Consider the following 3,066-nt stretch of genomic DNA (forward strand, 5'->3'; position numbering starts at 1 on the left):
CTACAAGCAATTTGGGTATTTAGTTTAATGGAAAAATTGGTTTGTATTTGGAAGATTTGGCAAATCCGAAAGATAACGCTAATTTAGTCCCAAACTGCTTGTAGCGCGGGGACGTTAGCGGTCAGGCTAACAATCTACCTCCGAAAATAACGGTTTCGAGCATTTTTCGCATTCTACTTCATAATCTTGAAAAGCGTAATCTTGCATATAACCACATTCATCGCCTCCTTCGTAATCTATATCTTCGCTAAATTCTTTATTAGTGTTTATTTCTTCAACTCTTTTTTGACAACAATCGTAGCAATAAAAAGTGTGTCCATCTTCATAGTAAATCCAACAAGCAAGTTCTTTTTTAACAACGCCCGAACCGCTAACACTCGTTTGCACGCATTGTGGCATTTCGGCTTCTTTGGAAGTATCTGGCATAATTTTAAGTTTAGTCATTATCAGTTATTTTTGGGTGTTCAATTCGCCACAACGACGAGCAAGCGAGGGAACGTTGGCAAACATTTTAAAATAGAATAACGACATAATTATGATATATAAGACAACTGATGTTTTTGGAGTAAAAAGTACTTTAATTAAAACATATATTGAACGAGAAAAAGTTGATAAAAAATTTAAAGAAGCTATAAACGATGGAAATGAAGTAATTGTTTATGGATCTTCCAAACAAGGAAAAACCACATTAATTCTTAAGCATCTAAATATCGATGACTATATCAAAGTTGAATGCTCACCCCAAACAAAATCAATTGATATCTATAAATCAATTTTAAGACAACTAAATATTGGGTATATTGAAAGTGAAACTAATTCAGAAAATAAAGAGTTAGGCGGAAAAATAAATGGTGGTTTTAAAATTAAAGTGCCAGCTTTAGGTGAAATTGGATTGGGATCTGAAGTAAGTGAAGCAGAAAATTTTAGTTCTACAAAAAAGGAAGTGTTTTTTGAATATAATTTAGAATTAGCACAAGATGTTTCTGAACTTTTTATTAGAAATAAAATAAGTAAATATATAGTTTTAGAAAATTTCCATTATTTATCACAAGAAGTGCAAGAAAACCTTGCTTACGACTTGAGAGTATTTCAAGACCATCAAATAATTTTTATTATTTTAGGAATTTGGAGAGAAGCAAATAGGCTTGTTCAGTTTAATGGAGATTTATTAGATCGAATTAGTGAAGTCCCAGTTGAACCTTGGGAAAAATCCGATTTTCTAAAGGTTATTGAAAAAGGAGAAGAATTATTAAATGTTGATTTCTCTCTAATACAAAATCAAATAATTAATTGTTCGTTTGATAGCATTGGTGTTGTTCAAGAAATATGCAAACAGTGTTGTATTATTGCCGATATAACTGAAACACAAAAAAACAAATTTACATTACAGAAAGAACATTTAATTCAGGCTTTAGATTTAAAAGCAAAAGAATATGGTGTCAGACATCATAGAAATTTTGAGGCTTTTGTAGATATAAGTAATAAAATTAGTGCTCAAAGTGGAAAAGCATCCTTAGCTTTTCCATACTATTTCATTCAATTACTATTAACTTATAATTTGGATAATATTGAAAGCGGATTAAGTAGAGCGTCTTTGTTAGATGAAATTAGAAAAATTCATCATCGTCCAGAAGATGTTAGATCAGGTGATTTAGGTGCTTTTTTGCATAATATTACTCAACATCAAATGAATAAAAAAATAAATCCTCCATTTGTTGATTATGATAGAGGTGGAAAAACACTAAAAATCATAGACTCGTCTTTATACTTTTTTTTAAGAAATTGTGATAGAAATGAAATACTAGACGATTTACCAAATCCATTAGATGAATAAAAACGATTTGCCAACAGCTGTTTTGAGCTAGCTGGAGTTTAGTGGAATTATCGTTTCGCATCACGTTTTCGTTAAGCCGAAAACCGAAAGGTTACGAATTTCCAGCCATCTCAAAGCAGCGGGACGTTACTGGAGACTTGTGCCGAAATTACGCAGATGAAAACAATCAGAATATAAGCATTTGTTTCCGCAAGAAGTTTACAAGCAGAAGCGTGAAAATTGGAACTTGCCTGCAGAAACTTGAAAAGTTGAAACCTGAAAAACCAAAACTTGAAAATTGGAATTTCCTAACAGAAACTTGAAAAGCGGAAGTGTGAAAATTGGAATCTGCCAACAGAAAACTGAAAAGCAAAAACTGAAAATTTTTTGCGCAGAATTTTAAAGCGAAAAGTAAATAATTGAAAAATAAAATGTTGAAAATTACGAACCGAAAATCACAAACGTGAAAGTTGGAACTTGCCAACAGAAGCGTGAAAAATTTGCGGTTTAATCGTAATTTCGACAAAAACAAGCCTCCAGTAACACACGCTACAAGCAATTTGGGGATTTGGCTTAATGGAAAAATTGGTTTGTATTTGGAAGATTTGGCAAATCCGAAAGATAACGCTGATTTAAGCCCAAACTGCTTGTAGCGCGAGAACGTTATGTGTAATACTATTTTTCCGTTTCTTCAATTGATTTTAGTTCTATACTGAATTTTAGAGTAGATAAATCATAACCTCTTAATTCTAATTCATCTTTTAAATTAAAAACATCAAATTGGTTAGGATATTCTTTTATTACTTTATGCTTTAAAACATCACTTACTAAATGATTTAGTATTAATGCACCGTCACAACGCAAAGGATATTTAACAACAAAATCCTTTTGTCTTTTATCGTAAATCAACGATAATTTTTCTAAATTTCTTTTTCCCATAATAATTCTTGATATAAAGATTTTGTTATTTCACTCCATTCTGATAATATGCTAAAATCCGTGTCGTGATTTTCAATTATCCAATAATATTTATTTTCAAACTCTTGAATCCATAAACCTCCATAATAATTACCAATATTTTTAATTTTTTTCATAATTGCTTTTAGTTTTAATTAGCCCTACTACACATAACAGCAAGGGTTTCGTTGTGTGCGCAGCACGAACAATGAAGCCCGTGTTGAACGGAACCGAGTACCTGCCGTCAACACTATGGAGTTATCGTAAAGATTGTAGAGGTATTTTCAAGAGGATTT

The 3,066-nt window shown here is 31.5% G+C and carries 4 protein-coding genes; 1 reads left to right on the forward strand and 3 read right to left on the reverse strand.

Annotation, left to right across the window (positions count from 1 at the left end; all coding sequences use genetic code 11):
* Positions 1 to 126 precede the first annotated feature (126 nt).
* On the reverse strand, positions 127 to 444 hold the full coding sequence (locus ACFX5D_RS16175) for a hypothetical protein (RefSeq protein WP_379859231.1): 318 nt from the start codon (positions 442 to 444) through the stop codon (positions 127 to 129).
* Positions 445 to 535: 91 nt separating this feature from the next.
* Between ACFX5D_RS16175 and ACFX5D_RS16180 the strand changes: the two genes are divergently transcribed.
* Positions 536 to 1,834 (forward strand): hypothetical protein, encoded by a 1,299-nt coding sequence (locus tag ACFX5D_RS16180; RefSeq protein WP_379859232.1) that lies wholly within the window; start codon positions 536 to 538, stop codon positions 1,832 to 1,834.
* A gap of 654 nt (positions 1,835 to 2,488) precedes the next feature.
* Here the strand turns inward: ACFX5D_RS16180 and ACFX5D_RS16185 are convergent.
* Both ACFX5D_RS16185 and ACFX5D_RS16190 read right to left on the reverse strand, forming a co-directional pair.
* Positions 2,489 to 2,752 (reverse strand): hypothetical protein, encoded by a 264-nt coding sequence (locus tag ACFX5D_RS16185; RefSeq protein WP_379859233.1) that lies wholly within the window; start codon positions 2,750 to 2,752, stop codon positions 2,489 to 2,491.
* Positions 2,734 to 2,907: a hypothetical protein gene (locus ACFX5D_RS16190; protein ID WP_379859234.1), complete on the reverse strand. Its 174-nt coding sequence runs from the start codon at positions 2,905 to 2,907 to the stop codon at positions 2,734 to 2,736. Before ACFX5D_RS16190 ends, ACFX5D_RS16185 begins: the two co-directional genes overlap by 19 nt.
* Positions 2,908 to 3,066 lie beyond the last annotated feature (159 nt).

It is taken from the genome of Flavobacterium fructosi (assembly GCF_042787335.1).
GTDB lineage: Bacteria > Bacteroidota > Bacteroidia > Flavobacteriales > Flavobacteriaceae > Flavobacterium > Flavobacterium fructosi.

Coding starts and splice junctions, on each gene's coding strand:
- ACFX5D_RS16185 (WP_379859233.1), bottom strand. CDS start 2,752: ATGGGAAAAAGAAATTTAGAAAAATTATCGTTGATTTACGATAAAAGA.
- ACFX5D_RS16190 (WP_379859234.1), bottom strand. CDS start 2,907: ATGAAAAAAATTAAAAATATTGGTAATTATTATGGAGGTTTATGGATT.
- ACFX5D_RS16175 (WP_379859231.1), bottom strand. CDS start 444: ATGACTAAACTTAAAATTATGCCAGATACTTCCAAAGAAGCCGAAATG.
- ACFX5D_RS16180 (WP_379859232.1), top strand. CDS start 536: ATGATATATAAGACAACTGATGTTTTTGGAGTAAAAAGTACTTTAATT.